This is a genomic window from Coleofasciculus sp. FACHB-542, assembly GCF_014695825.1.
Taxonomy (GTDB): domain Bacteria; phylum Cyanobacteriota; class Cyanobacteriia; order Cyanobacteriales; family FACHB-T130; genus FACHB-T130.
This window is the reverse complement of record NZ_JACJPB010000049.1, coordinates 1-25,859: the sequence shown is the minus strand read 5'-3', so window position 1 is coordinate 25,859 and position 25,859 is coordinate 1. Positions and strand designations below refer to the sequence as shown.

Annotated in this window: 21 protein-coding genes; 9 read left to right on the top strand and 12 right to left on the bottom strand. The window is 47.8% G+C overall.

Annotated elements, in window-relative coordinates; translation table 11 throughout:
* The first annotated feature begins 1 nt into the window (after position 1).
* On the top strand, positions 2-2,389 hold the full coding sequence (locus H6F52_RS19270) for a response regulator (RefSeq protein WP_190536449.1): 2,388 nt from the start codon (positions 2-4) through the stop codon (positions 2,387-2,389).
* 21 nt (positions 2,390-2,410) lie between these two features.
* Here the strand turns inward: H6F52_RS19270 and H6F52_RS19265 are convergent, their stop codons facing one another.
* Entirely contained in the window at positions 2,411-3,079 is a 669-nt protein-coding gene (locus H6F52_RS19265) for a hypothetical protein (protein ID WP_190536448.1), read from the bottom strand.
* A gap of 62 nt (positions 3,080-3,141) precedes the next feature.
* Complete coding sequence (locus H6F52_RS19260; protein ID WP_190536518.1) at positions 3,142-4,098, bottom strand: glycosyltransferase; 957 nt, start codon at positions 4,096-4,098, stop codon at positions 3,142-3,144.
* Between the two features lie 471 nt (positions 4,099-4,569).
* Here H6F52_RS19260 and H6F52_RS19255 point away from each other — a divergent pair, with 471 nt between their 5' ends.
* The 3 genes from H6F52_RS19255 to H6F52_RS19250 are packed head-to-tail and all read left to right on the top strand — an operon-like array spanning position 4,570 to position 8,178.
* The gene (locus tag H6F52_RS19255; protein ID WP_242034001.1) at positions 4,570-6,126 is read left to right on the top strand and encodes a serine/threonine-protein kinase; all 1,557 of its coding nucleotides are present in this window, start codon (positions 4,570-4,572) and stop codon (positions 6,124-6,126) included.
* Positions 6,107-6,241, top strand: a complete 135-nt coding sequence (locus tag H6F52_RS26200; RefSeq protein ID WP_277881980.1) for a hypothetical protein — start codon at positions 6,107-6,109, stop codon at positions 6,239-6,241. The genes H6F52_RS19255 and H6F52_RS26200 overlap by 20 nt, the downstream gene beginning before the upstream one ends.
* A gap of 8 nt (positions 6,242-6,249) precedes the next feature.
* On the top strand, positions 6,250-8,178 hold the full coding sequence (locus H6F52_RS19250; RefSeq protein WP_190536447.1) for a pentapeptide repeat-containing protein: 1,929 nt from the start codon (positions 6,250-6,252) through the stop codon (positions 8,176-8,178).
* 25 nt (positions 8,179-8,203) lie between these two features.
* On the opposite strand, the gene H6F52_RS19245 is transcribed toward H6F52_RS19250, so the two are convergent.
* The 4 genes from H6F52_RS19245 to H6F52_RS19230 all read right to left on the bottom strand — a co-directional run bounded on the left by H6F52_RS19245 (position 8,204) and on the right by H6F52_RS19230 (position 11,778).
* On the bottom strand, positions 8,204-9,274 hold the full coding sequence (locus H6F52_RS19245; RefSeq protein WP_190536446.1) for an LOG family protein: 1,071 nt from the start codon (positions 9,272-9,274) through the stop codon (positions 8,204-8,206).
* A gap of 375 nt (positions 9,275-9,649) precedes the next feature.
* Positions 9,650-9,973, bottom strand: coding sequence for a thioredoxin (trxA, locus tag H6F52_RS19240; protein ID WP_190412216.1), 324 nt, complete (start codon positions 9,971-9,973; stop codon positions 9,650-9,652).
* Between the two features lie 314 nt (positions 9,974-10,287).
* Positions 10,288-11,451 carry a GuaB3 family IMP dehydrogenase-related protein gene (locus H6F52_RS19235; protein ID WP_190412217.1) on the bottom strand — a complete coding sequence of 388 codons (1,164 nt, stop codon included), beginning with the start codon at positions 11,449-11,451 and terminating at the stop codon, positions 10,288-10,290.
* A gap of 153 nt (positions 11,452-11,604) precedes the next feature.
* The gene (locus H6F52_RS19230) at positions 11,605-11,778 is read right to left on the bottom strand and encodes a hypothetical protein (protein ID WP_190536445.1); all 174 of its coding nucleotides are present in this window, start codon (positions 11,776-11,778) and stop codon (positions 11,605-11,607) included.
* Between the two features lie 112 nt (positions 11,779-11,890).
* Between H6F52_RS19230 and H6F52_RS19225 the strand changes: the two genes are divergently transcribed.
* Positions 11,891-14,602, top strand: a complete 2,712-nt coding sequence (locus H6F52_RS19225) for a tetratricopeptide repeat protein (protein ID WP_190536444.1) — start codon at positions 11,891-11,893, stop codon at positions 14,600-14,602.
* Positions 14,603-14,699: 97 nt separating this feature from the next.
* Here the strand turns inward: H6F52_RS19225 and H6F52_RS19220 are convergent, their stop codons facing one another.
* The 3 genes from H6F52_RS19220 to H6F52_RS19210 form a co-directional block, all read right to left on the bottom strand.
* On the bottom strand, positions 14,700-15,308 hold the full coding sequence (locus H6F52_RS19220) for a hypothetical protein (RefSeq protein ID WP_190536443.1): 609 nt from the start codon (positions 15,306-15,308) through the stop codon (positions 14,700-14,702).
* Positions 15,309-15,497: 189 nt separating this feature from the next.
* Positions 15,498-17,621 carry a flotillin domain-containing protein gene (locus tag H6F52_RS19215; protein ID WP_190536442.1) on the bottom strand — a complete coding sequence of 708 codons (2,124 nt, stop codon included), beginning with the start codon at positions 17,619-17,621 and terminating at the stop codon, positions 15,498-15,500.
* A 171-nt stretch (positions 17,622-17,792) separates the two neighbouring features.
* On the bottom strand, positions 17,793-18,497 hold the full coding sequence (locus tag H6F52_RS19210; RefSeq protein WP_190536441.1) for an OB-fold-containig protein: 705 nt from the start codon (positions 18,495-18,497) through the stop codon (positions 17,793-17,795).
* A gap of 512 nt (positions 18,498-19,009) precedes the next feature.
* On the opposite strand from H6F52_RS19210, the gene H6F52_RS19205 reads away from it, so the two are divergent.
* The 4 genes from H6F52_RS19205 to H6F52_RS19190 all read left to right on the top strand — a co-directional run bounded on the left by H6F52_RS19205 (position 19,010) and on the right by H6F52_RS19190 (position 24,236).
* Positions 19,010-19,249: a hypothetical protein gene (locus H6F52_RS19205; protein WP_190524838.1), complete on the top strand. Its 240-nt coding sequence runs from the start codon at positions 19,010-19,012 to the stop codon at positions 19,247-19,249.
* Between the two features lie 102 nt (positions 19,250-19,351).
* The gene (locus H6F52_RS19200; RefSeq protein WP_190536440.1) at positions 19,352-21,808 is read left to right on the top strand and encodes an endonuclease MutS2; all 2,457 of its coding nucleotides are present in this window, start codon (positions 19,352-19,354) and stop codon (positions 21,806-21,808) included.
* Positions 21,809-21,951: 143 nt separating this feature from the next.
* The gene (locus H6F52_RS19195; RefSeq protein ID WP_190536439.1) at positions 21,952-22,542 is read left to right on the top strand and encodes a DUF3038 domain-containing protein; all 591 of its coding nucleotides are present in this window, start codon (positions 21,952-21,954) and stop codon (positions 22,540-22,542) included.
* A gap of 41 nt (positions 22,543-22,583) precedes the next feature.
* Positions 22,584-24,236: a DUF4335 domain-containing protein gene (locus H6F52_RS19190; protein ID WP_190536438.1), complete on the top strand. Its 1,653-nt coding sequence runs from the start codon at positions 22,584-22,586 to the stop codon at positions 24,234-24,236.
* 159 nt (positions 24,237-24,395) lie between these two features.
* Here H6F52_RS19190 and H6F52_RS19185 read toward each other — a convergent pair whose 3' ends face one another.
* From H6F52_RS19185 to H6F52_RS19175, 3 genes are read right to left on the bottom strand one after another with little or no spacing between them, the layout of a single operon-like run.
* Entirely contained in the window at positions 24,396-24,914 is a 519-nt protein-coding gene (locus H6F52_RS19185; RefSeq protein WP_347276234.1) for an ISAs1 family transposase, read from the bottom strand.
* Between the two features lie 14 nt (positions 24,915-24,928).
* Positions 24,929-25,186 carry a hypothetical protein gene (locus H6F52_RS19180; RefSeq protein ID WP_190524830.1) on the bottom strand — a complete coding sequence of 86 codons (258 nt, stop codon included), beginning with the start codon at positions 25,184-25,186 and terminating at the stop codon, positions 24,929-24,931.
* Positions 25,161-25,484, bottom strand: coding sequence for a transposase family protein (locus tag H6F52_RS19175; RefSeq protein ID WP_190536437.1), 324 nt, complete (start codon positions 25,482-25,484; stop codon positions 25,161-25,163). The genes H6F52_RS19180 and H6F52_RS19175 overlap by 26 nt, the downstream gene beginning before the upstream one ends.
* Positions 25,485-25,859: the final 375 nt, after the last annotated feature.

The window sequence follows — 25,859 nt, the reverse complement described above, 5'->3', positions numbered from 1 at the left end:
TATGAACACCACCGACGCTAATCAACATACTCCCCTCATCCTCGTTGTAGATGACGACAAATTCATGCGGCTTCAACTTCGCCGAGCGATGGAACAAGCCGGATACGAGGTAGCAGAAGCAAGCGACGGAGAGGAAGGTTTAGCCGCCTACACGCGCCTACACCCAGATATTGTGCTGCTGGATGCCATGATGCCAGTGATGGATGGTTTTACCTGCTGTCATCTATTGCGTACCCTTCCAGAGGGCGATTCTCGTGGAGAGAAGTTTGGCGATTCTCCTACAGCGACGGGAACTGCTGAAAAAAGTCGCCCCCCTGGAGGATCGCGGAACACACCCGTATTGATGATTACAGCTCTTGAAGATCAAGAATCGGTCGATCAAGCATTTGAGGCAGGTGCCATCGATTACATTACCAAGCCGATTCACTGGGCAGTTCTGCGCCAGCGCGTGCGTCGTGTCCTCCAAGCTAGCCAAGCAACAGAGGAATTGCGACAGCAAACTGAGCGGGCACAACTGAGCGAGGAGCGACTAAGGTTAGCCCTAGAAGCTGCCCACATGGGCACCTGGGACTGGAATATCCATAGCGGCAAAGTTGTTTTCTCCGCAACCGCAGAAGCGAATTTTGGTCTTCCCCCAGGTTCCTTTGACGGCACCTATCAAAGCTTCCTCACCAAAATCCATCCTCTAGACCTAGAATTAGTCACTCAAGCTTTAGTACGCCCCGTGGAAGAAGGGGCGGACTATGACATCGAATACCGGATTATTTGGTCGGATGGTAGCGTTCATTGGATAGCCAGCAAAGGTCAAGTTTATTACGACCAAACCGGCAAACCCATCCGTGTGAACGGCATCAACATGGACATCACCGAGCGCAAGCACTCGGAACAAAAAATTTGCGAACAAGCGGCTCTACTGGATATCGCCACAGATGCAATTCTGGTTCAAAATCTAGACAACCAAATCTTATTTTGGAACCAAGGTGCGGAACGTCTCTATGGCTGGAAGCAAGAAGAAGCCCTCGGCAATAACACTGCTGAGCTGTTGCATAAGCAAATTTCATTAAAACTTCGAGCCGCCCAAAAAACTCTCATCGAGAAAGGAGAGTGGTATGGGGAGTTGTATCAAATGACCAAATCTGGTCGAGAAATCATTGTTGAAAGTCGCTGGACGCTCGTGCGCGATGAGGCGGAAAACCCAAAAGCAATTCTGATTGTCAACACCAATATAACTGACAAAAAACAACTAGAAAGGCAGTTTCTCCGTGCTCAGCGCATGGAGAGCTTAGGAACGCTGGCTAGCGGCATTGCCCACGATTTAAACAATGTGCTAGCGCCTATTTTGATGTCAGTTCAACTTTTGCAAATTAAGATCCAGGATCGCCAGAGTCAACAGCTGCTTTCCATCCTCGAAACGAATGCCAAACGCGGAGCTGATTTAGTTAAACAAGTGCTTTCTTTTGCGCGAGGCATGGAAGGCGAACGGACAAATCTCCAAGTCGGGCACCTAATTTACGAGATTGCGAAGATCGCAAATGAAACTTTCCCTAAATCAATCGAGATTCATACGCATATCCAGACAAGAGAGCTGTGGCCTGTTTCTGGCGATGCTACTCAACTACATCAGGTACTCATCAATCTTTGCGTCAATGCTCGTGATGCCATGCCAGATGGCGGGACGTTGAAGATTTCCGCCGACAATACAGTAATTGATGAAAACTATGCCAGGATGAACTCAGGTGCAAAAGTGGGTTCCCATATTGTGATTAGTGTCTCTGATAGTGGAGTGGGAATGCCTACTGAGATGCTTGATAGAATCTTTGAGCCATTTTTCACAACTAAAGAAATTGGCAAAGGTACGGGTCTGGGTCTTTCAACTGTTCTTGGCATCATCAAAAGCCACGGTGGGTTTTTGAATGTATATAGCGAAGTGGGAAAAGGCACAGAATTTAAGATCTACTTGCCAGCAATCGAGGGAGAATTAACATCGCAAGCTCTAAAAAACCCATCTAATCTGTTAACTGGAAACGGCGAGTGTATTCTGGTTGTTGATGACGAAGCTTCAATTTCTCAAGTGACTCAAGCATCTCTAGAAACTTATGGCTATAAAGTTTTAACTGCGAGCGATGGGATTGAGGCAGTCGTACTGTATGCCCAGCATAAAACGGAAATTAGTGTTGTACTCCTCGATATGATGATGCCGTCTATGGACGGGCCAACAACGATTCGCACGCTACAAAAAATTAACCCGCAAGTTAAAATTATTGCGGTTAGCGGACTCTTATCTAACGATAGGGTGAGTGAGCTGGCTCGCGCTGGGGTCACAACCGTTTTGTCAAAACCCTACACTACAGAAGAGTTGTTGAAAGCCTTACATGAGGTAATCATCTAATGCAAGACTTACAGCAACTGCTCAACTGATGCCATACTTTCTCTGCATGATTTCCTGACGACAAACGTACCAAAAGTAAAATGCGATATTGAGGATTCCCAGTAACTTCGTGCCATCTTCTAGCATTGCCGGAGTACCATTTCCTTTGATGTGCAAGATGTCCACTAAGCCAGAAATGCCAAATAAGATACCCGCAATTATCAGCAATACATAAGGCGTTGATAAAAGTTTGCGCCAGAAGCATAAACCATAAGCGATCGCGCCAGTACCGTATACTAAGTACATCACCCCTTTGGGCACCTTAGCTACATCCCTCAAAATTAAGGTAATCCGAAATAAATCGTCGGCTAATAAAACAAAAATCCCAATGGCAGAACATAAGATAAATAGATTTGCTTTGCGATTGGGAGAAATTATGTTTAGCAAGCTAAAGCTAAACAAACAAACTGTACCTGAAAGGCACCATAACACTTCAGAGACACTCGTTAATAAGCCGTAGTAGGGTCGTCGGATTGAGAAGGGGTCGGCAAAAAGAAATTCAATGCCTTGACCTTTTCCCAGAAATTTTGCGTAAACTGACAGTGCCAAAAATACTAATACAGTTCCGCCATTCAAGAAGAGGATCGGGCGATCGGCTTCTATTTGCTTCCTACTTTCTTGCAAGATTTTATTAAATACGTGAAGCTGCATTCTTATTCAAATCAGTTATCACCTATTTAACATAGCTGATAACTGATTGTACCGGCTACAGTTTAAATAGAAGCCGTTCTGTAGGTTACAACTTCTTGAGGCACGGTAGGAGCCTGAGTATTGATTTTTCTGGAATAAGTAACTCTCGCTAAAGAAATCCAAGCGGCAAGCGAAAACATGGCTGGATATGCCATCTTGAGTGCCATTAAGATTTTTCCTTGCTTGAGTCCTACCAAACTCCAATGCAGTTTGAGAAACGCCTTAATTTCCTCAAGTTTCGGAATAGACGAGCGATATTTTTCATGCACTAACGGGTAGATTCTTTCCTTGATTAAGATATTGGTTTCTAACCGTTTTTGCAGTGAAAACTTCTGATTGCATCCACCCGGCCATAATGTCCGGAAGGTAAGATACTGATTAACAAATGCGGCATCCCCATATTGGGCAATTTTCACCCAAGAGTCGATGTCATCGCAGTTACCATCTAAAGCCGAATCCCAACCGCCTGACTTGAGAAAGGCATCTTTTTTGAAAGCAACTTGAACGGGTGTCCCAAAAGGAACTACTTCCATCAACATCCCGTAGTGGATATCCTCTTGTTTCACGTAAAATAGTTTGCCAGGACCGCTCGGCTTGGTGCGGGTAACTTCTTCACCATTGACATCAACTTGAACGGCTTGACACGAGCAAATCGCTGCTTGAGGACGTTGAGCGATCGCTTTTACCATTTCCCAGACACAGTTGGGTGCCAGATAGTCATCATCATCCAGCGGTTTGATCCAGTCTCCGGTTGCCACGGCAACCCCAGCATTTACGGTAGCGGAGTGACCGCTATTGACTGGGTTGCGGTAGTAAACTACGCGATCGCCCAAGCTGCGGACGTATTCTTCGGTACCGTCCGTGGAACAGTCATCTGCTACTACCACTTCGCAGGGCAAAGTTTGCGCGAGCGCTGATTCAATCGCCCGCCGCAGCAGCGGTAAACGATTATAGGTTGTAATTACGATGCTAAATTTCAGCATATAGAGCAGCTCCTGAGCCGTTATAAAGTTATTTGTTATCAGCGCAGCTTTCTACTTAAGCCACAAAAGTCAGGTACTTTTTCAATCCATTAGTTTACTTTTTCAGCCTTTAGGGGGATGAATTAGCCGATTTTACTTACGTAAGTACACTAACATCTACCCGTAGATAGAGAATAGACTTGCAAAATTTATCCGTATAAACACTTATCTTAAGCAATTTTTTTGAAGAAAGCATCAAGATAAGGTGAAGAAAATGTATATCCCGGATAATCTTCTTAAAGTTTTCGTAAAGATATCGGCAACCCGCTATCAATTCATCGGTTTGTATCATTAAATACAAACAAATTTCACAAAAGACGCTATCTCTCGGAAACCCGATTTTACAGTATCAACTATAAACTCACCGTGCTTTTAAGGATGATAACTTCGGCAGGTTTTGGGGAACTCAGTTAAGGAAAGAAGTTTCTATTGCTGTTAGAGACGCTGCCGCCAGTGAGTCGGAGCGATGTCCCATCATCTGCTTTTACAGGCAGCTATAGTGGGAAAAGTGCCAAAGCCTACAGCACGCTGCGCTTACCGCGTAGCGATACTTGTAGGGGTTATCGTCGCCTAACCATCATGAGCGAATTCCCAGATTTTTCCGATTTAGGCTATCAAATCGAAAGAGAGCTAGGGCACAACCCTTGCGGGGGTCGAGTTACTTACCTGGCAAGCCGTACCAATACACAGCAGCGCGTCGTTATCAAGCAATTTCAGTTTGCCCATTCGGGTGCCCGCTGGTCAGACTATCAAGCTTACGAGCAAGAAATTAAGGTGCTACAGCAGCTGAACTCACCCAGCATTCCCCAGTACCTCGATTCCTTTGAAACTCCCACTGGCTTTTGCCTGGTTCAAGAATATAAACCGGCTCCCTGTGTCTCTACATCGCGTCACTTTACCCCAGAGGAAGTCAAGCAAATTGCCGTTGCCCTGTTAGAAGTTTTAGTCTACTTACAACAGCAAAATCCCCCGATTATCCATCGAGATATTAAGCCGGAAAATATCTTAGTGGATGAACAACTGAAGGTTTATCTAGTAGATTTTGGCTTGGCTCGCATCGGTGGTGGAGAAGTCGCCGCCAGCAGTACCGTCAAAGGCACGTTGGGATTTATGCCGCCAGAACAGGTGTTCAATCGTCAGCTAACCCAAGCATCTGACTTATATAGTCTCGGCGCGACGCTGATTTGCTTGCTCACCCAAACCAAATCTACGGAAATTGGCAATTTAGTTGATGAAGCTTATCGGATCGATTTTAAGCAGATGGTGCCGCATCTGAGTCGGCAATTTGTAGACTGGCTCTCAAAAATGACGGCACCCAGCCTTAAAAATCGCTTCGAGCGTGCAGTGGATGCCCTAGAAGCTCTGAGGTCGATTGATGTTCGCCGCCGCGTACTCAAGCCAAGTGATATTGTCCGCTATGCCAAGGCATTCGGAACTCTAGACCGTCCCATAAAAACCAAGATTCTTGCCGCTGGATTAGTGCTAACATCCCTGGGGTTTGCCACGGTCAAAGACAGGCCCAGTTTAGTTAAAGCGGATCTCGTCAGGCAGTTGTTGGAAACTAACCACTGTGACAGATGCGACTTAAGCTATGTTCATCTGAGTCGAGCCGATTTGAGTAACGCCTATCTAACGGGTGCCAACCTTCGGGATGCCTATCTCAGGGGTGCCAACCTCATCGGTGCCGACTTGACGGGTGCCGACCTCAGGAATGCTTACTTGGCAGTTGCCGATTTAACCATTGTTAAGTTCAGGGGTGCCAACCTCGAAGGTGCCGATTTCCAGGATGCTTACTTGGGGAGTGCCGACCTGAGAGGAGTCAAACTCAGGGATGCCAATCTGGAAGCGGCTGACCTTGAAGGTGCCGACTTGACGGGTGCTGACCTCAGGGGAGCGAACCTCAAAGATGCCAACTTAGAGGGTGTCACGATAACCGGAGCCAAGCTGACAGATACCATCATGCCCGATGGCTCGATTCATCGATAGCTCAATGCAAGTGGTTCCAACGAGCGATATGGATGATAGCAAAAACAGAGCGATCGCATCCGTTACTTTTGCAGCCATCTGTTATAAAAGACTCACCACCTACATCTATCGATAGGTAGGCTCATGGGTAATTTAGCAGACTTTTCTAGCCAAGGCTATCAAGTAGAACGAGAGCTAGGACAAAATCGCGCTGGGGGTCGAGTCACTTATCTGGCAACGAGTCTGGCAACGAGTACAAAAACCCAGCAGCACGTTGTGATTAAGCAGTTCCAGTTTGCCCAATCCGGTGCTAGTTGGTCGGATTATGATGCTTACGAGCAAGAAATTCAACTATTGCGCTGTCTGAATCATCCCAGCATTCCCCAGTACCTCGATTCCTTTGAAACCCCAAGCGGCTTTTGCCTGGTTCAAGAATATAAACCCGCTTCCTCCCTGTCTACGTCACGTCACTTTACTCCAGAGGAAGTCAAGCGAATTGCCGTTTCCCTATTAGAAGTTTTAGTCTACTTACAACAGCAAAATCCCCCGATTATTCATCGAGATATTAAGCCGGAAAATATCTTAGTGGATGAACAATTGAAGGTTTACCTGGTAGATTTTGGCTTGGCTCGCATTGGAGGTGGAGAAGTCGCCGCCAGCAGCACCGTCAAAGGCACGTTGGGATTTATGCCGCCAGAACAGGTGTTCAATCGTCAACTCACCCAAGCATCTGACTTATATAGTCTCGGTGCAACGCTGGTTTGCTTGCTCACCCAAACCAAATCCACTGAAATTGGCAATTTAGTTGATGAAGCTTTTCGGATCGATTTTAAGCCGAGGGTGCCAAAACTGAATCCACAGTTTATCCGCTGGCTGGAAAAAATGACGGCACCCAACTGTAAAAATCGCTATCCCAATGCGGTCACTGCTCTGGAAGCACTCAAGCCGATTGATGTATTACGCCGTACCACAATTCCCAAGACTCTCCTGCGTCCTACAAAACAAGGGGTACTGGCAGCTGTAGCATTGCTAACCCTAAGTTTTGTCACTCTCAACACCGTGACTCGTCTATTCCAAGAACACCAAATCACGCAGTTGAGAAAACAGCACCTTCGGCAGTTGCTCAAAACAAAACAGTGTCGAGGATGCGATTTAAGCGGTGCCAACTTAGCTGGAGCAAGTCTGAATGGTGCCGACTTAAGCGAAGCCAAGTTGATAAAAGCAAACCTGAAGGGTACTGAACTCAGAAATGCGAAGTTGAATCAGGCAAACCTCGCGGGTGTATCCCTAAGCAGTGCTGACCTGAGAGGAGCCAGTTTAGTTGAAGTGCAGTCAAGTTGGAGTGATTGTGCCGATTTTAAAGATGCCAACCTGAGCCAAGCTAACTTAAGTAAGGCCAATCTGGGATGTGCCTCCCTATACAATGCCAACCTGAGCAGTGCTGAACTCAGCAGTGCAGATTTAACAGGAGTTGACCTGAGGCATGGCAATTTGAGAGGAGCAACTCTGAAACTGGTGCGCCTCCAGACTGCTAATCTAGGCAGTGCTAGCCTCATAAATGCTAACTTAAGCGGTGCTAACTTAGGCGGTGCCAACTTAAGAAGCACTAACTTAAGTAGTGCCAATCTCAATGATGCAGCTTTAGTGGGTGCCAGCTTATATGGTGCCAACCTCAGTGGTGCCAACCTTACAGATGCCAATCTTAGTCATGCCAACCTCAGTACAGCTAATCTGAGCGAAGTCAACCTCGGCGGTGCCACTTTAATCGGTGTAAACCTAGAGTCGGCTGATTTGAGTTTTGCTAAGCTGAGTGACACCAACCTCAGCCGCGCCAACCTAAAGTTCGCTAATTTGAGTTATGCCACTTTAACGCAGGCCAATCTGAGGGGTGCCAATCTCAACCAAGTGAATCTGAGTCAGGCGAACCTGAGCCAAGCGAACCTGGAGTATGCTGACCTGAGTTACGCTAACTTAAAACAGACTAACTTGAGCCGTGCCAACTTGAACCAGACCAAGCTGCACCAGACTGACCTGACAAACACAAGAATGCCCGATGGTAGCACTCACAAGTAATCAACATTTAAGTTGACTGAACCCATTACTTAAGCTCTGGATGCGCTACTACAGAGGGTGGCGGAGTTACCATCTGGTTAATCGTAGAAATCATCTGGTACAAGCGCCCCAAATCCCGTTGGTTGAAGTACAAAACCAGACGAGGCAAATCCAATGTTTCATCCACTGCCTCTTGGGGTAATGCCTGAGTTTTTTCAATTCGTCCCTTCACCAAGATGTCGCTGAAATCAGCATTCAGCTGTTCAACTTCTGCATCCGATACTTCAGACTTAAGACGAAGGACAAATTTATCCTCAACATAGCGGCTGGAGTGATAAACCCGGTAAAAGCGATTGATCGCTTCACAAGCGACATCTAAGTTATCTGTAATGGTATACAGGTTTGGATCGTCATGACTCACTAAACCGGGTTCGACTAAATGCTTGCGAACATAAGCATCCCAGGACGACCAGTAATCGCCGCCAGGACGGTCAATTAAGACCATCGGCACAGGACCATATCTTCCCGTCTGGCAAAGCGTCAAACACTCCAAGGCTTCATCCTGCGTGCCAAAGCCACCGGGAAAGAGAGCGATCGCATCGCTTTCTCGCAGGAAAAACAGCTTCCGGGTGAAAAAATACTTAAAAGGAATCAGCTTGGGGTCGCCTTCAATAAACGGGTTTGCTCCCTGCTCAAAAGGTAGCTGAATATTCAAACCAAACGATTTTTCAGCTCCCGCGCCTTCGTTTCCCGCCTGCATAATCCCCCCACCGGCACCCGTCATCACCATATAACCGAGCTGGGTGACACGGCGAGCAAACTCAACCGCCATGAGGTATTCGGGACTATCAGACGCAAGGCGAGCCGAACCAAAAATCGTTACTTTGCGGACGTGTCGATAAGGATAAAAAACTTGAAATGCCCGCTCCATATCTTGCATAGAAGCGCTCAAGATTTTCCAGTCCAGCCGGTCGATTTCCTCCCCAGCCAGTCGCACTAGCACTGACAGCGCCCGTTGTATCCATTTTCCGTGTTTCAGGTTCGGTAGCTGGTGAATTAGATCGGCTACGTCTGATTGCAGTGACTCAAGGGCATTAGAAGGAGGAGTGATGGTCATAATTTATGCAAGCACCAGCGGCACTCTATTCTAACGGGATTCGCCCCAGCATCGCCGCTACTGGTATCATCCTATACGATTTTCTCCCTAATCGGCTTTCAGCACCTGTCTAACAGAAAGGTTGAAGCTTCCATTAAGGGGGCGGAACTCCTCAAAAAAACCCGTTTTCTACAAGAAAACGGGTTTTTTCAGATCGTGCATATCTTTCGTTATTTAAAACAACCTACTGAATGGTTCAAGAAGGCGAGTAAAAAAGACAAATGACAAGCAGAACTGTCAACTCAACTTAGAGAGTCTGGGTTGATAAGCAGCGATTTCCCGCAAAAATAGGTAACTATGCTGACGGTTTATCCATTCTTGCTGGGAAAAAGTTGGTTAGAGATACTTTTCCAAAGTATTTGCCAAAGTGGTTTTGGGAACCGCTCCCACCACCATATCCACCCGTTGACCGCCTTTAAAAATCATGAGCGTGGGAATGCTGCGAATCCCATACTGGCTGGCAACGTTAGGGTTTTCATCGGTATTGAGTTTGACTACTTTTACTTGACCGTCGTACTGCTGGGCAATTTCATCCACCACAGGCGCAACCATCCGGCAAGGTCCGCACCAGGGTGCCCAGAAATCTACTAGAACGGGAACTTCACTGTCAAGTACTTCTTGTTTAAACGAAGCGTCTGTAACTTGTGCGGCTGATGACATGCCTAGAAATCCTTAAGCGTAACAGTTTCTAATTTTTAGCAAATTCTACCATAGGCAAAACAGACATTTTCTGACTCAAAAGGTATACATTTAGACATAATTGACGAGTCAGTGGGTTTGACTGCTGGCTGGCTGGCGGTGATTTTAACCCCAAAAAAGGAACCGCCCGAACAGTAGTCCGGGCGGAGTGTGGTGTGAGGAGTGAACGGAAACATTCGTCTCCGCTTTCTCTATTCTAAGCGACAGCTTTAGATTTTCCAGCCCTCTAAGCAGGAGTCCGGAATTTCTTAAGGAACGCAAATGAGTCAGTGAGTTTATTTACCCATTCCCAACTGCTGTGCTTTCTGGTAGACCTTCCCTTCGGTCAGCAAAGAGGGTGCGATAACGACTTCAACTTGCTGCATCTCCTTGATATCTTTGGCTCCCAGCGTGCCCATACTGGTTCTCAAGGCTCCCAGCAGGTTATGGGTGCCATCATCCAGACCAGCGGGGCCGCGCAGGATTTGTTCGCACGTTCCCGTCGTGCCGACGCGAATGCGTGTACCACGAGGGAGAACGGGGCTAGGTGTTGCCATCCCCCAATGATACCCCCGTCCGGGTGCTTCTTTGGCTCTGGCAAACGGAGAACCAATCATCACGCCGTCAGCACCGCAGGCAAGCGACTTGCAGATATCGCCGCCAGTGATTAAACCGCCATCGGCAATCACGGGGACATAGTTGCCGGTTTCGTGGAAATAGTCATCGCGAGCGGCTGCACAGTCGGCAACAGCGGTTGCTTGGGGAATCCCTACTCCCAAAACGCCGCGAGAGGTACAAGCGGCACCGGGACCAATCCCCACCAGCACGCCAGCCGCACCCGCCTTCATTAAGTTCAGCGTCACGTCGTAGGTGACGCAGTTCCCTAAAATGACCGGGATGGGCATTTCTTGACAGAAGTGAGCCAAATCCAGGGGGGTCACTGACTCAGGCGAGAGGTGAGCGGTGGAAACCACCGTCGCTTGCACAAAGAACAAGTCTGCACCCGCTTTTGCCACTGCTGCGCCGTACTTTGTCGCTCCCGCTGGTGTGGCGCTGACGGCTGCGATGCCGCCTTGTTGCTTAATTTCTTGAATCCGTCGTTCGATTAATTCTTCCTTAACGGGTTCTGCATAGAGTTCTTGCATCAGCGCGACAAACTCTTCTTTGCCCACAGAGGCGATGCGATCTAAAATCGGCTCTGGGTTTTCATAGCGAGTTTGAATTCCTTCTAAGTTGAGGACGCCTAATGCCCCCAGTTGAGAGAGTAAAACTGCCATGCGGACATCTACTACCCCATCCATCGCACTGGCAATAATCGGTATTTCTCGCTCGATGCCGCCGATGCGCCAGCGGGTATCTGCCAAACTGGGGTCTAGTGTCCGATTTCCAGGCACTAGCGCGATTTCATCGATGCCATAAGCTCGGCGAGCTGTCTTACCCCGCCCAATTTGAATGTCCACTCTTAACTTCCCGTTCCCAAGACTATTTAAGTTAGAGTATCAAATTCAATGAGGAATTTGTTCCGAGCGGGTGGTTAAGTTAGCTTGGGCGATCGCATTCTTGGTTGAGTCTAGTGGAATCACGGAGCGATCGCTTCTTTGCTTAAGGTTCCGTTATTTCTCGTCTTGATTTTCATCCTCATCATTTTCGTCGTTGTTGGGTATTAGGTACAGGTAGCCGAGAATGGCTGCACCAGCGGCAATTCCCAAAGGCTGGGAATAAGCAAAAAGAGCCACTACAATCTGGGTGATTTCCAGGGCTTTTATGAAGCAGTTGAAGTCTTTCATGGGCTGTCTTCGTTTAACGATTGCGCTGTAACTCATCTTTTTACAGTTTTGGGCAACAGACTCTCATATATTGGTAGTGAGAAGAATCTCAGTTTTATGAGAATTCCTTTATATGAACGAAAGGCAAATAAAAGAAACTTTAGATAAGCTACCTTCTAAGCGCAAACAGGTACTTCTGAAAATCTTGGCAGGTGATACCAAAATAAAAATCGCTTGTGAGCTTTGTAATGGGAGCGAAGAGGCTGTCCAACAGCATTTAAGACAGCTTTATAAAAATTTTGATATTCAGGGAGACGAAGAGCGCAAGTTACCTGCATTAATTACTTTATTTGCCAATAAGAAGCCTGAGTTAATCAGTAGCAATTCTCAAATCGTTAGGGGTAGTGAGAATGAAGAAAAGACCGTCAACCAGCCTCAAACTCCGTCAATCCCTTGTAGTGCCTATGACGAGGAGACTTGGGTAGAGCGAGGAGAACTGAGTCGCCAATTAAGCGAAAAGTTGCGGGGACAATGCCGAGTATTAGTTATTACTGGTATCGCGGGACAAGGTAAGACCGCTTTAGCTGAACGCTTGGCTAGTGTTGAGTTGCGGGAAGACTGGCAACAGTATAAATGTGTAAATTTTTATGATAGGGGTATGCGAGATTTTGTCAGCGCCGCAGATACGCTGCTGACCCAACTGGGAGAAGAGGTAACGGCAGATGAGCGCAAAAATGCAGATGGCTTGCTAAATCGCTTGGTGCAAAAGCTGCGAAATCACCGTTACTTTGTGCAGATAGATTCCCTAGAATTTCTGCTGAAAGGGAAAGGGGATGAGGATACTGCCAGGAATGAGTTTGAGAATGAGCGGTGGTGGGAATTTTTTAATCGCTTGCTGGCGGGTGGGGAATGCCAAAGTCGGCTGATTTTGACTTCACAGGATTTACCAACGCAGTTTAAAAGTTGCCAGTCTCGAAGATTTTGGCATGAGGAACGGTTAACGGGACTTGATGAAAACGAACACTTCGAGTTGTTTCAGAAGTTGTTCCACAGAGATGAAAAGGAGATTCCGCCAGAATCAGAGACAGCAGATTATCTCAAGCGGATGGGGAAAGCTTATGAAGGACATCCGCTAGTTATCGAAGTGATTGTTGGGGAAATCCTTGCTCAGCCGTTTAATGGCAATGTGGTGGCGTACTGGAACAAATACCGTCAAGAATTTGAAGCCATTGAAGCAGCGATTGGTCATCAGGAGTTGCAACTGCGAGTTAAAGACAGGGTGAGGAAGTCTTTAGAACGGTTGCAGCAAGATGTACCCTATGCCTATACACTCCTCCTTCGCAGTTCCGTTTATCGGCATCCAGTGCCAGAAAGATTCTGGCTGTCAATGCTGGGGAGTTGCACAGAACAAGAAAAAGCAACTGCACTGGGAACTATAGAATCTCGCTATCTCGTTTTTAGAGAGGCAGTTACTCACACGGGTCAATTTTTGCTCCGTCAGCATAACTTGATTCGGAATACAGCCTATGAACTGCTTAGAAAAATCTCTAATCAAGGGTTAGAGTGGCAAGACGATCACTATATTGCTGCTGAGATGTGGCGCACGGCGTATGAACCAGAGCCAGATGCCTCTAACCTAGAGAAAGTGCAAGGCTACCTGGAAGCATTTCACCATTTCTCTGAGGTAGGATTCTGGGAAGAAGTTAGCCAAATCCTTTCTATTCGCCTCGATATTCCTAGTAAGGAACAATTACACAATCAATTAGGAATTTGGGGTTACTATCACCAACAGATTGAACTGTACAACAGAATGTTAGGTAAGTTAAACGATCATTGGAATGGTATTTGCTATGGCGGTTTGGGAAATGCTTACTATTTTCTAGGAAATTATTCCCAAGCCATCGAATATCTCCAGCAGCATTTGACCATTGCACAAAAAATTGGCGAGCGCAAGGGTGAGGGAACTGCACTGGGAAATCTGGGAATTGTTTACCAAACTATAGGAAATTATCCCCAAGTCATAGAGTATTACGAGCAGCATTTGACTATTACGCGGCAAATTGGCGATTGTAAGGGTGAGGGAACTGCACTGGGAAATCTGGGAAGTGCTTACTACTTTCTAGGAGAATATCCCCAAGCCATCGATTATTACCAGCAGAGTTTGACCATTGCACGAGAAATTGGCGATTGCAAGAGTGAAGGAACCGCACTGGGAAATTTGGGAAGTGTTTATCGTACTCTAGGAAATTATCCCCAAGCCATCGATTATTGCCAGCAGAGTTTGACCATTGCACGAGAAATTGGCGATCGCAAGGGTGAGGGAAGCGCACTAGGAAATTTGGGAAGTGTTTACTATTCTTTAGGGAATTATCTCCAAGCCATCGATTATTACCAGCAGAGTTTGACAATTGCACAGCAAATTGGCGATCGCAAGGGTGAGGGAATTGCACTGGGAAATTTGGGAAGTGCTTGCTCCTGTCTAGGGAAATATCCCGAATCCATCGACTATATCCAGCAGCATTTGACCATTGCACGAGAAATTCGCAACCGCCACGGTGAGGGAACTGCACTGGGAAATCTGGGGAATACTCTATTCAAAATTGAGCAGTATTCAGAAGCTCTGGAAAAGTTGCAGACGGCTTTAAAGATTTTTCTAGAAATTGGCTATCGTTCGGGTCAGGCTGTAATTTTCAACGACTTGGCAGAACTTCATCTAAAATTAGGCGATCGCGCTTTGGCTCTTGAGTATTGCGATCGCGCCTTATCCATCGCTACAGATTTAGGCATACCGTTAGCGAAAGAGTGCCAGGAACTGAAGGAAAAACTACTGAGTGAGGAAGCATAGGAAGTGAGGCGCTGCGATTGCATTCCCTATTTGGTGAAAATTGCAAAAGCGCGAACTGACTTGTCAGCGCTTCGCTATCGCATTCTCAAAAAAGCGATCAGCACCGATTATTTTGTACAAAATTCACATCATTGATGCGCCGCAGTATTTTGTCATCCTTACCCAGTACCCGCATTTGGCAAGAATGATTAGCTCCTGGTGATATTAGGACAAAAACACCGTTAGTGGCTTCGTCGCGCAGAATTTTCCCGTTATCAAAGGTTATTTCGACAGCAGCAACTTTTGGCGAGAGTACTTTACCGTAAGTGAGGGCGTAAGTCTCACCTTGATTGTTCGAGTAGTTGCTGCCTCCATACCATACCAGCTCCTCTGGCGGTAGCTGTGGGCGATCCAGAAAGAATTCAGCGCTGTCATTACCAATCTGTTCCCAGCCACTTCCTTTACTGACAAGCACGCTGTAACCAAATATCTGCGGCGGCGCTTGCTTGCGATCGCTGCTGGGGCAGATGGCGTTATAGAGTACCACTACACCCTGCGACCATTGGCGGGTACCCAGCACACGGAAGTCCTGAGCTTGGGTTGTGGGAGAGGGACAGAGGTTGTTTTGGCGTACAACTTGTTCTGGGGTGGCTACCACACGTTCAGAACGACAGCTAGAGGTGAAAAGCGCCAGCAACCCGATTAGGGGGAGGATTAACCGTCTCATTGTCGTGTGGCTGGATTTGCCTGGGTAAAATTCCCTTCAAACTTGGCTCAGCCGTTCGTAAGTGGCATCTTCCCAAAGTAGGGTGGATATGGCAATGCTTCTCGGACAAGAAGACATAAACGCCTTGCCAATTACGGAAAAGAGACGCGATATATCGCGTCTCTACAGGAGAGGGGTTGGAACGAGGGTTTAACTGGTTTGTATACCGTCTTGGTTGTTATTTTGGCTTGGCTTTTCTACTGAGGAAATCATGGCAGTGAGAGCTTCTGGCGGAATGCTACCGTTGTTGCTACGAACCAGATTACTAACTTGACCAATTAATGAGCCTAATTTGCCATCTTCAAGCAAGGTGTTAATTAAGGCTAAACCGCTGGTAGATAGTAACATTTTGTTGATGTCACCTGCACCGTTGCCGTTGTTGCCATTTGCGCCGGGGAAGGAGTAAATTCGGGCATCGCCGATCACTCCTGGTTGCGGTGCCAATGCCTTGACAATTTCTGGCAATTTATCTGCTAGATCGGGCCAAATTGTGGTGATAATCTTGGCAGTGAGGTTAGCGTCGCTAATCGTATTTTGGGCAGCAATTTGGGCTTGAATACCTTCAGCTTCGGCTAAGGCTTTGTCGCGGTTGGCATCTGCTAGGGTGCGAATTGCTTCGGCTTCTAGTTCTGCTGCTTGTTGGGCGATTTCGGCTTGCCTTCTGCGTCGGAAAGCGTCAATTTCGACAACGTTGCGATCGCTAATACTCTTCTCTTGGGCTTCTCGTTCGGCGGCAATAATGGAAAGCTGTTTGTCCCGTTCGGCTTTCTCAACTGCACTTGCCGTTGTCACAGATGATTCTGCTCTCGCTTGCTGTGCCTCAGCGACAAAGCTTTCCCGTTTTTTGTTGGCGACTGCGATCGCTACCTCTTCTTGGGCAATTCTTGACAGTTTTTCAGACTCCGCTACCTGCACTTGCGCTTGCAATTTCGAGGATTCTACTGTCTGTAGACGAATAATTTCCGCCATTTCTGCTTCTTGTTTTTGCAGTGTTTGCGCCACTTTGAGTTGTTTATTGCGTTCCTCTAGGGAAATATCCGCCTCAATTTGGCTTTGTTGTACTGCCAGTTTTTTGTTAATTTCTTCCTCCTGAATGATGCGTTGACGGGTTATTTCCGCAACTTCCGCTTCTTGTTTTTGCAGTGCTTGCGCCACTTTGAGTTGTTTATTGCGTTCTTCTAGGGAAATATCTGCCTCAATTTGGCTTTGTTGCACCCCCAATTTCTTGCGAATTTCTTCTTCTTCAACGGATTTAAGCTGCAAAATCTTGGTACGCTGCACGGTTGCAGCTTCTCTGTCTTTCGATTCTTGTATTTCCCGCTGTTTTTGAGCTTTGAGTGCTTCTACTTGTAACTGTTGCTCTTGTTTGGCGTTTTCTTTTTCTTGCTCGATTTGGAGCGATCGCTTTTGGGCATCCAGTTCTTTCTGCTCAATGGTAACTTGAGTCGTTAATTCAACTTCTCGTTTTTGTTGAATCGAGCGTTGAATTGTTTCAGTCCGCAGTCGCACGCCTTGAGCATCGAAGAAGTTATTCGTATCGTAGGTATCGCTTTCTTCAATTTCTGAAATGGCAATATTGTTCAGCGTCAAACCTACTTTCTTCAAATCTTGCTGAACTAAATTTAAAACAGCATCAGCAAACCCAATCTTGTCTGAATCAATCTCGGCTAAACTCTTATTTTTCGCCGCTGCTCGAATCGCATCATCTGCGCGTTTTTCCAGGGCATCCTTAATATCTTCTGGCGTAATTTTCCCAGCTCTAGATAGCCTAGCCGCCGCCGTTAAAACATCTTGTTCATCGGCATTGATGCAGACATAGAAAGTCACCCGCATATTTGCCCGGAGGTAATCTTGAGTACGAACAGCCAGCTTCCCGGTGCGCTCAACGTCAATCGAAATTTCCCGCAAAGGTACGCGGGTAAGCTGATGAAAGCCAGGTAAAACAACGCAACCACCATAGAGGATAACGGATTTACTTTTAATAAAAACTCCGCCTGTCCTCACAAAAGCTTCGTTGTTGGGTGTAACAACATAAACTCGCGTATATGCCCAAATGCTAAATAGCAGTAATAAAACCAAAGCCCCAATAATTCCTGGGAAGACAATCCCACTTCCCAGTTGGGCAATCGTTGGTTGTATCGGGGCAGGCAGGGTTTGAGCGATTAAAGTAGACTCATTTTTGGGTAAATTTGCCTCGGTTTGCCATTGTTGCTCCGAGAGTTCAGATGTGGTAGCAATTGGTAATGATTGAATGAAGGTAAGCCAAAATAGCATAATTTTGAAGAAGTTGATTGTTTGCTGTTAGTTTCTCTAGCAATTGGAAGTTTCGGCTATACAGATGAAACCTATCTACCTAGGCAAATTGAAATTCTAAATTCAGGGTTAGCGTAAGCGCGTAGATAGACTTTGCTTGAATCGCGGTGAATCCTATTTTTTAGAGATTTCCTACTTGATTTTGTGTGCATTTTCTAGCCAATGTTCTTGATCGGGACTATCTTTGGCGACGACTAAATAGTGGTGTTCCAAACGTTCAATGACTAAGACTTTTTCATTGCGACGCGGGAGAACAGTTGCCCAATCAGGTAAAGTGGCGCTGATGGTGACTAGATTGCGCGCTGAATCGATGACATCTACCTGACCAATTTTGCCTCTGTGTTTATGGGGAATAAAGGCAGAACTTACCGTACCGAAACAACCAATTAAGCGATCGCTACTGGCATCTTCCCCAAAGGCAGCAAAGATTTTTCCCAGAGGTCGAGAAATCAACCCCCCTAGAAACAAGCTGATTGCCATTGAACTTAATAACACCACTCCCCCTAACCCAAAAAAACGGTAGGGGATGCCACCTGTGAGGCTACCAACCCAAACATTGAGCATCCAGCCGATGACACCCCAGAGGCTAAAGTCAGTTCCTAATAATAGGATTAGCGGCGCTTTGCCAATGCCTAACCATCCCAAAATTTCCAAGGAGTTGAAGCTACCATCCGTGTCGGTGTCTACGTCGATAACATCTACGTCGGTATCTATGTCAGCGTCTATGTCGGCATCTACGTCGGAGTCTCCTCCTCCGGAAACAATCACCAATAGGAATAAAAGGACTCCCATCCCTAGAAACATCCAGTAGGGTAGGTTGGCTGAATTAAACAGCATGAATGCCTAGTGTCCTTAATTGAGTTAGAAATTCCATCGTTTCAAGACTTACGCAAGAAAGTCCTTAATAGAGAAGTTCGTCTTTGCGCTTCATCGATTAATTAAACTGACTGCACTTAGATCATCTCAGAGCGTTATTGGCGATTCAGCTCACTCTTTGGCTCACTCTTTGGCTCAGTTGTTGGCTCAGTTTGCCTGAAGTTGAAACTCTTGGTTTCATCAAATGTAGGTAATCCCTCGCCTCGATCAAACGGCTTTCTTAAACCTGCACATCGCGTGAACTGAGATAAAACATCACTAGCCTAGCCGCCATTCCTGAAAAACCGGAAAAAAGATAACTTTTTTTAATTTGTATTCTCTATAAAGAGAATTTTGGAGTTAAGTTCAAGTGAGCTTATAAATAACATCCTCCTAGAGGCAGAGTTTAAGAGCAATAAACTTCACTAAAGGGATAGAGGTAAGCAGCTAAAGCCTGTTTTAGGTTGAAGCAATTATCTTCATCAGGAACGCAAATGTCTGCATCTACCAACAAGTCAGCGCTGGCTTGCTATTTCACAGTGATGCAAATGCCGATGAGGCAGCGCGACTTGCAAGCACTCACTGAAATATTTGATGATTTTGACACAGAGGAGCTGATGCACTTGGAAGCGATCGCTCCCTTAGAGTCAGCCGGAGTTCTGGAACCTTGGGAGGAAACCGGGTGGGAGACACTTACCGAAAGCCAGTATGAGATGGAAGGTGCCTTTGCGTAAAGAAAGCGGTGCTGGCGGATGTTTGTTCTCGTGCGGTCAGTTAATCAGAGCTTAAAATTAATATAGATAAGCACTTGAATATTTAGATATAGCTTTTAAGCTTTGATTCAATCTGAGACCTTAGAATTACTCGAATGGCCCCGCCTGTGTCAGCATTTGTCTACCTTTGCTGCCACTAAGTTGGGCGCGATCGCTGCCAATCATCTGCAAATCCCAGCGACTCAGCCAGAGAGCCTGCAACTGATCGCCCAAACTCAGGAAATTTACCAGTTGGAGAATCGTCTTTCTCCAGGGTTGAGTTTTGAAGGAATTCAGGACATCGGAGATTCTCTGGAGCGGGCGGAACTTCAGGGAATTTTAGCAGGGGAAGAGTTGCTAGCGATCGCGACCACCTTAGTTGGAGTTAGGCGTCTGCGGCGCATTATTGACGATCAAGAAGATGTGCCAGTGCTGAAAGAGCTGGTTGCCGATATCCGCACCTATCCCGAATTAGAGCAGGAAATTAACCACTGTATCGATGAGCGGGGAGACGTAGCTGATAGGGCGAGTGCCAAATTGGGCGGGATTCGCATCCAACTGCGGCAGCTACGCGGTCGCATTTATCAGATATTGCAGGGGATCTTGCAGCGCCAAGCCAATGCAGTCCAGGAACAGACGATCAAACAGCGGGGCGATCGCTTCGTGATCCCCGTCAAAGCACCGCAAAAAGACGCCATTCCCGGCATCGTCCACGACACTTCCGGTAGCGGCGCGACGCTATTTATCGAACCGAATGCGATCGTGCAATTGGGAAATCAATTGCGGCAGTTGCGGCGTCAAGAACAAGTCGAAGAAGAAGCCATCCGCCAAGCGTTGACGGTACAAGTGGCAGCCGTGAAACCCGATTTAGAGCAGTTGTTGGCAGTGGCGACGACTTTGGATTTGGCAGCTGCTAGGGCAAGATACAGTTATTGGTTAGAAGCGAATCCTCCCAGATTTATCGAACGCACCCCGCCAGAAAAGCCAGGGAACCCGGAAGAGGCGTTGGGAGAATCCCCAGCCGAGAATCGAAAATCGAAAATCGAAAATTCCATCACCCTGCGCCAGTTGCGCCATCCTTTATTGGTTTGGCAGCAGCGACACGAAAACGGGGGTGCCGTCGTGCCCGTAGATTTACTGGTTCAGCCGGAGATTCGGGTCGTAACGATTACCGGGCCGAATACAGGCGGCAAAACCGTCACCCTAAAAACTTTAGGATTAGCCGCACTAATGGCAAAGGTGGGGTTATTTGTCCCGGCGCGGGAGCCGGTAGAATTGCCTTGGTTTGATTTGGTGCTGGCGGATATTGGCGACGAACAATCTTTAGAGCAGAGTTTATCGACTTTTTCCGGGCATATTCGTCGCATCAGCCGAATTACCGAGGGAATGACCCCAAATTCCCTTGTTTTGCTAGATGAAGTGGGAGCGGGAACCGATCCGGCAGAAGGAAGTGCTTTAGCGATCGCGCTTTTACAATATCTAGCTGACCATGCCAATCTCAGCATTGCAACCACTCACTTCGGCGAACTCAAAGCGCTCAAATATGAAGACGAGCGCTTTGAAAATGCCTCGGTAGAATTTGACGATCGAACCCTCAGCCCCACTTATCGCCTGTTGTGGGGAATTCCAGGACGTTCTAACGCCCTGACGATTGCGCGACGGTTGGGATTGAAGGGGGAAATTGTCGAACAAGCGCAAACTTATGTGGGAGGTGCTTCAGAAGACATCAACCAAGTGATTGCTGGACTGGAAGCACAACGGCGCAATCAAGAAACTAAAGCCCAAGAAGCCAGTCAGTTGTTGCAGCAAGCAGAGCGTTTTTATCAGGAGGTATCGAGAAAAGCCGCCGCTTTGCAGGAACGGGAACAGCAGCTGAAGCTTTCCCAGGAACGCGCTGTGCAGGAAGCCCTGATTCAAGCTAAAGGAGAAATCGCCCAAGTCATTCGGCGGTTGCAGCAAGGTCCAGCTACCGCTCAAGATGCCCAAAGTGCAACCAACGCCTTGAATGAAATTGCCGAACGTCATCTGTTGCCCTCGCCGCCCCCCAAACCCAAGCCGGGATTTAAACCAAAAACAGGCGATCGCGTCCGGATTCCCCGCCTAGGACAAACCGCCGAAGTGCTGAGCAATCCCGACGCAGAGGGTCAGATGAGCGTGCGATTTGGGTTAATGAAAATGACCGTCTCCCTCGAAGATATCGAATCTTTGGACGGTCAAAAACCCGATCCCATCGCCAAAGCCAAACCGGCGGCGACTCCAAAAGAGCCACCCGCACCTCCCAAACCACAACCGACAATTCGCACCTCCAAAAATACCGTCGATATTCGGGGGAGTCGAGTGCCGGATGCCGAGATGGCATTAGAGAAAGCGATCGCGCAAGCGATGGATGCAGGCTGTTTGTGGATTATCCACGGCAAGGGAACCGGACGGCTGCGAGATGGGGTCCACGAATTCTTGAAACAGCATCCTCTCATTGAGCGTTTTGAATTAGCTGGCACTCCAGAAGGTGGCACGGGGGTCACAATCGCCTATATTAAGTAGCGAATTACTAATGGCGAATTGTTTAAAAACAGTCAGCCATTCGCCATGAGCGACGACAGGAAACTTACTCAAAACCGCGATAGTCTGGTTTCAAGACTCGTAACGGCGAAGTTATTACCAGTTGCGTCACCTAAGCTAAAAATATGCCCTCCATCGTGAAGACACCAACGACGCCAACCCCCCGCTGGGAGGATTTACCCCTTGCTTCCGCGCCAGATCCCGTACAGTTGGACAATATCAAAGCCCAACTGGATTTAATTTTATTGGCGCTCGAAGCATTGGCAGGCATCGGTTCCGACGCGATACTCCAAGCCGCAGCACAATTGAATTTAGAGTCAATGGTGGCAGATCGGGTGGCTTTGTGGCGATTGCGCCAGTCTAACCCTATGCGGAAGAGTTCGGGAGGGCGGAAGAAGTTAGATGTGGAGGAAGCGCGATCGCTTGTTTTAATCGTCTGTCACCTTGCCGGACAGCAGCAAGAGCTAATCCGACGTGCCGTTGCCTTGCTCGAACAGCTAGCCGAGCAAAACCGGGAACCCCACGAAGCTTCTTTACTAGGAGATTATCTTGATGCCTTCAGCAACACTTACCAGGAACGCATGGAGGAAGAAGACAATGTATCGTCCGACGCTTTGAGCCACTTGGCCTTGAAACTTCTAATCGATCTCCTGTTCTACAGTAGCCCCAATGGTCATCGGCGTCTCTGGTTAGCACTTTTGGATCGCGCCCGCTAGCAATTCACACTTAGCAATTAGCAATCCTCTGAATTAGCAAAATGGTTTTGCGACGCTTTACACCCCCCACCTGCACGTTGGAAATCCAGGCGAAAGATTCGCCCCTGTCTCGCTGGGCAGGACAACCCGTGCTGAAGCATCTACGATTTGAGCTAAGCTTTGACGATCCGCGACAGCCAGAAGATCGACGAGTGACGATCCGCGGAAATCGCGCTCAATTAGAAAGCCTTTGCGAAGCTGTTAGCGTTTACGTGCAGGACTTCCTTCAGCAATCCCCGCGATCGCAGCCGGTGGCGCATCAAATGCCCGTAGGCGAGCCGATGATGGCTGCTGCTGCCCCCGCCCAAGCGGCAACCATTCTTTCGCCGCCTGAATCCCCCACTCCTCAAACCTTTGTCCCTTATATACAACCGAGGGGACTTTTGTCCCACGACCTATTTTTGGGGCATTTGGCGACGGAAGAAACGGGACCTGTCGTAACGCTGAGTGCGCTGCAACTGTTCGACTTAGCTACGGCTTTGGATGAATACAATGCTGAATTGGTGGCGTTGCCTCCCCTCAAACGCACCCAGTGGTTGAAAAATCCGCCCATCTGGACCCGGACGGCAGCCATCTTTCTGTTAGGGGTGGGGATAACAGCAGCCACGCTGAAGCTAATGCAGCCTAGTCCCACTATCATCTCCTCTGCACCGGCACCCACACCATTACCCACTACCCCGGCACCAGTGCCCGGTACCGAGGTGTTGCCGGTTCCAATAACGCCGACTCCAACGACGGGAGTGCCGACGCCTCCTCCTTTGTCTTCCCCATCGCCGACGCCAACGGGGTCTCCTTCGTCAATTTTGTTATCTCCGGCTCCTGTGACTACGCCGACACCTTTCAGTGCCAAAAGCCCAGGGGTCGTCGTTGTTCCTCGGAATCCCCCTGGAAATTCCAACCCCGTTTTCAGCAATCTGCCCCCGATTCAACAACGTTCTGCCCCAGAGGGAAGAGCCATTTTCCAGCCCCCTCCTCCCAGTAACTTCCCGCCCATCCCCAAACCCCCGGCTGAACAGCCAAGACAGGCGATTCGCAATAATCTTCCCTTCGAGCCAATCCCCAGTAGCGGTGGGGTGAGTGCGCCCCGAATCGGGCAATCAGCTCCTGCTCCTGGTTCCATCGCCTCAAGTTCTGAGGGTGCAAACCAGTCTGCATCCCCCAATGCCCCCGGCATTCCTGCCGCGCCTCCCCCGCTTCCCAATCTGCCGTCGCTTGCCAGCCTTCCTGCGGAAAGCTCGGCTGCAAATAACAGCGATCTGAGTCCCGGTGCGACTCGCGGCAGCGTTGCCCCACCGGCAGCGAAACGCGGCAGCGAATCTGGAAGCGATCGCGCCCAAACCAGTAGCGATCGCGCCCAGAATGACCGGCTATTTGACACGATTCCTCAAGTCGCACAAGTGCGGGACTATTTCCAACAGCAATGGAAACCGCCCGCCGAGCTGACACAGCCGCTGCAATACTATCTCCGGCTGAATCCGGATGGCTCCATCGAACGCATTCGCCCCTTAGGAGAACTGTCAGTCAAGTATATTGACCGTACCGGGATGCCAGTACCAGGGAAACCGTTTGTTTCTCCCATCGAAGGCGAGCGCAACGCCCACATCCGGGTAGTTCTTGGCCCCGATGGCAAAGTGGAAACGTTTCAGGAACCTTAAGTGGGTTGTCGATCGAGAAAAATAGAATTCTTGAGAAACCGGGTTTTATAAAACCCGGTTTTTTTGTTTTCCAGCAAATTAATCTAGCAGTTCTCGATGAGAGGCAGTAGGGTTTGACCCCACCCCTGCCCCTCCCTGTTCACGGGTAGCAGGATGGTTTCATACAAGGAGAGAAAAAACACGGTGGAGTTGGTTGGCTAGAGTGCGTTGTGCCTGTGGAATCGTTCGGAAACCGAGATATCTGGCAATCGTGATGAAAAAGGTGTGTAAAATCGCCCAGTTAACCGGAGCATTGCCACCACGTCGGGGTGGAAAATCTTCCGAGAAAGTCACGTCTTTCACCCAATGCAGTCGGTTTTCAATTCCCCAATGTCCGACGGTGTCGGCAAGCAAGTGTTGGGCAGATAAAGACTGGCTACAAATATAGAACTGACGCTCGTGAAATGGCTGACCATCACGTTTGCCCTCTCGTTCAATAACGACAAAGGTTTTAATTCCAGTCCATGTTTGCTGTAGTTGTTGGGGAACGGCGAAAACCTTGCACTCGCGTTGCACTTGTCGAGAATGAATATCTTCTACAGTTGTAGCACTACTGAGTGGGATATCTCGTTGTGATTGGCGTTGAGCCATTTTATATAGGGTGGGTTGATTGTCTTTTAATCCAATCAGGTAGTCAATGCCACTGTTGATAATTAGCGATACTGTTTTTTTTGGCAGTGTAAAGCATCAAGAGTGAAAATCACCTGTTGACCACAAAATTCAGAGATTAATTGCTGTACGATAGCCACCTCACTCATGTGCTTATTTGACATCGGTTGCGTTCTCAGAACAATGCCCCGTTGGTGACTGTAAACCGATACTGTACTGATAAAGTTTTGATAAGACTCGGTGTAATCTGTAACCGTGCAGCGAATGCTTTTCCCATCAATTGCCAGCCGTTCTCCAGGCATCGGTGGAACAAAAGCGGCTGCCCAAGTAAAGAATTAAGTCTGTTAAAGGCTGAAAATCTACTGTTTTGAGGACTCGTCGGAACGTTGAGTACGAGGGAAACTTGCTCGTCCTATCCAGGTCTAAAAGTTCTATCAAGCTGTGTCTGTGTACACGGGTAAAGTCTTCGAGTGGTCGGTAGCCCCAATACCCTGTCATTGCTCCCAATAATATGAGCAACAATACCAACCAGAATTCATGTCTTCGTCCCCGGAGGTGACGGTAGTCTGGGACTTGCTGCAATTGTGCGATTAGATTCATACTTTTTAGCTATCCGTTTTCATACAGCCTCTAAAAAGTATTCTGATTTTTCTACCGCTGTATGAAACCACCCTGCCCTCCCTGTTCACGGGGAGGGGTTCAATACCAGGACTTACGCAAGTCCGCTATAGGTAGGGTCTAGCTAATCCAAAGAATAACCAGTACAGTAGCTCCATTGCTGGCAGCGCTCGACCGTCTCATGACCTTTAGCAAACTGGATTATACAGGACTTACGCAAGTCCGCTATAGGTAGGGTCTAGCTAATCCAAAGAATAACCAGTACAGTAGCTCCATTGCTGGCAGCGCTCGACCGTCTCATGACCTTTAGCAAACTGGATTATTGTCAATACTTGCTCAGTAGTCAGACGAACTTCA

Bases quoted from the DNA above. Each gene is read 5' to 3' on its own strand.
- H6F52_RS19270 (WP_190536449.1), top strand. From the start codon at position 2: ATGAACACCACCGACGCTAATCAACATACTCCCCTCATCCTCGTTGTA.
- H6F52_RS19265 (WP_190536448.1), bottom strand. From the start codon at position 3,079: ATGCAGCTTCACGTATTTAATAAAATCTTGCAAGAAAGTAGGAAGCAA.
- H6F52_RS26200 (WP_277881980.1), top strand. From the start codon at position 6,107: ATGGCTCGATTCATCGATAGCTCAATGCAAGTGGTTCCAACGAGCGAT.
- H6F52_RS19250 (WP_190536447.1), top strand. From the start codon at position 6,250: ATGGGTAATTTAGCAGACTTTTCTAGCCAAGGCTATCAAGTAGAACGA.
- H6F52_RS19245 (WP_190536446.1), bottom strand. From the start codon at position 9,274: ATGACCATCACTCCTCCTTCTAATGCCCTTGAGTCACTGCAATCAGAC.
- trxA (WP_190412216.1), bottom strand. From the start codon at position 9,973: ATGTCATCAGCCGCACAAGTTACAGACGCTTCGTTTAAACAAGAAGTA.
- H6F52_RS19230 (WP_190536445.1), bottom strand. From the start codon at position 11,778: ATGAAAGACTTCAACTGCTTCATAAAAGCCCTGGAAATCACCCAGATT.
- H6F52_RS19225 (WP_190536444.1), top strand. From the start codon at position 11,891: ATGAACGAAAGGCAAATAAAAGAAACTTTAGATAAGCTACCTTCTAAG.
- H6F52_RS19220 (WP_190536443.1), bottom strand. From the start codon at position 15,308: ATGAGACGGTTAATCCTCCCCCTAATCGGGTTGCTGGCGCTTTTCACC.
- H6F52_RS19215 (WP_190536442.1), bottom strand. From the start codon at position 17,621: ATGCTATTTTGGCTTACCTTCATTCAATCATTACCAATTGCTACCACA.
- H6F52_RS19210 (WP_190536441.1), bottom strand. From the start codon at position 18,497: ATGCTGTTTAATTCAGCCAACCTACCCTACTGGATGTTTCTAGGGATG.
- H6F52_RS19205 (WP_190524838.1), top strand. From the start codon at position 19,010: ATGTCTGCATCTACCAACAAGTCAGCGCTGGCTTGCTATTTCACAGTG.
- H6F52_RS19195 (WP_190536439.1), top strand. From the start codon at position 21,952: ATGCCCTCCATCGTGAAGACACCAACGACGCCAACCCCCCGCTGGGAG.
- H6F52_RS19190 (WP_190536438.1), top strand. From the start codon at position 22,584: ATGGTTTTGCGACGCTTTACACCCCCCACCTGCACGTTGGAAATCCAG.
- H6F52_RS19180 (WP_190524830.1), bottom strand. From the start codon at position 25,186: ATGCCTGGAGAACGGCTGGCAATTGATGGGAAAAGCATTCGCTGCACG.
- H6F52_RS19175 (WP_190536437.1), bottom strand. From the start codon at position 25,484: ATGAATCTAATCGCACAATTGCAGCAAGTCCCAGACTACCGTCACCTC.